The organism is Marinobacter bryozoorum, from assembly GCF_023156245.1.
In the GTDB taxonomy this organism is placed as follows: domain Bacteria; phylum Pseudomonadota; class Gammaproteobacteria; order Pseudomonadales; family Oleiphilaceae; genus Marinobacter; species Marinobacter bryozoorum.
On record NZ_JAKZAH010000101.1, the window covers coordinates 1 to 1,376 of the forward strand.

A 1,376-nucleotide genomic window follows, 5' to 3' on the forward strand; every position below is an offset into this window, starting at 1 on the left:
TTCTGTGGCCTGACGGCCACCCGGGGGTGGGTCAAAATTAATGGCCAGTAGTGGGTCATTTTAATTGGCCACTAACAGTGCCTACGCTGGCGCTCCGTCACGCCGCAAAGCCAAGGCGTCATACCCTAAAGCAGATACCCTTCAGGCAACATGCGTTTGTGTATGATGCGGATGATTTCAACAATACCCTCGGTGGCCAGCCGATAAAATATGATGTGGCTCCCCTGAGGGTACTGTCGGTAGCCCGGACTTATCTCATCGCAAGCTTGCCCCAGGTTCGGCTTGTCAGCTAGAAGGTGGGAGTATTGGTCGAACTGGAGGACATAGTGGTTTCGTTGATCTCGACCCCATTCACGCTCCGTGTATAGGGCAATGGATTTGAGGTCAGCTTTGGCCTTCCTGGAAAGCTTGAAACTTGGCATCAGCGCCGTTCGTTGTCCAGTTCACGAATAATCGAGTCATAGGAGTAGTCTTCGAAACCACTCTCCTCGCCTTCCTTCAGCAATTTACGAACTGCGGTCAGGCGGGTTTCAGACTCTTCAAGCAGGCGCAGTGCTGCACGAACGACCTCGCTGGTTGAGCTATATCGGCCATTTTTGAGCTGTTCTGCAATGAACGCATCAAAATGTTGGCCTAAAGTGATGCTGGTGTTCTTTTGCATGATGCCACCTCGCTAGTACCAATAATTGGTATATTTTGTTTCAGGTGGCATAACAATGCAATCCACGCGACAAGCGCGTGATTGCGGGCGCTATTGCCAAGGGGTAAACCTCATTGCCTGAACTTAAAACTGTCGGCCTGTTCCTCATCACCGCATTGGCAGAGATCGTTGGTTGTTACTTACCCTATCTCTGGCTTCGTGAGGGCAAGACTATCTGGCTTCTGGTGCCAGGCGCCCTGAGTCTTGCCGCGTTTGCGTGGTTACTGTCACTGCATCCCACCGCCGCTGGGAGGGTCTATGCGGCGTATGGTGGCGTGTATATTTTCATGGCGATTATCTGGCTCTGGGCCGTGGACGGTATTCGGCCAACTATGTGGGACCTGGTTGGTTCGGCTGTCGCATTGGCGGGTATGGCTATCATCATGTTCGCGCCGCGTACTACATGACGAAGGTCTGAAACCAAACCAATCGTATCCGCAAAAGTGCCAGAAACAAAGCGCGCATTGAAGCCCTGGACGGCGGTTCGCAGTGCTTCCATTCAGCGTCAATAATTAACGCCGTTGCCGATAAATCGTCCATATCCGCCGATAGTATTCCACCCCATCCTGATACCTCCTTGAGCGGTAGCAAACCCTTGCAGCTAGTGTCCCGTTTGGTTAATTCGCTGACCTACTGCGTGACGCTGGGGCCTCTGGCCAAGGCGCCAGTCCGAAGG

Annotated in this window: 3 protein-coding genes; 1 reads left to right on the forward strand and 2 read right to left on the reverse strand. The window is 52.9% G+C overall.

Features of this window, described 5'->3' with window-relative positions; all coding sequences use genetic code 11:
* Nucleotides 1-125: 125 nt before the first annotated feature.
* Both MLC59_RS19690 and MLC59_RS19695 read right to left on the reverse strand, forming a co-directional pair.
* Complete coding sequence (locus MLC59_RS19690) at nt 126-422, reverse strand: type II toxin-antitoxin system RelE/ParE family toxin (RefSeq protein WP_248237296.1); 297 nt, start codon at nt 420-422, stop codon at nt 126-128.
* On the reverse strand, nt 422-661 hold the full coding sequence (locus tag MLC59_RS19695) for a type II toxin-antitoxin system ParD family antitoxin (RefSeq protein WP_248237297.1): 240 nt from the start codon (nt 659-661) through the stop codon (nt 422-424). The genes MLC59_RS19690 and MLC59_RS19695 overlap by 1 nt, the downstream gene beginning before the upstream one ends.
* 113 nt (nt 662-774) lie before the next feature.
* Here MLC59_RS19695 and MLC59_RS19700 point away from each other — a divergent pair, with 113 nt between their 5' ends.
* Complete coding sequence (locus MLC59_RS19700; protein WP_248237298.1) at nt 775-1,107, forward strand: YnfA family protein; 333 nt, start codon at nt 775-777, stop codon at nt 1,105-1,107.
* The last annotated feature ends 269 nt before the right edge of the window (nt 1,108-1,376 follow it).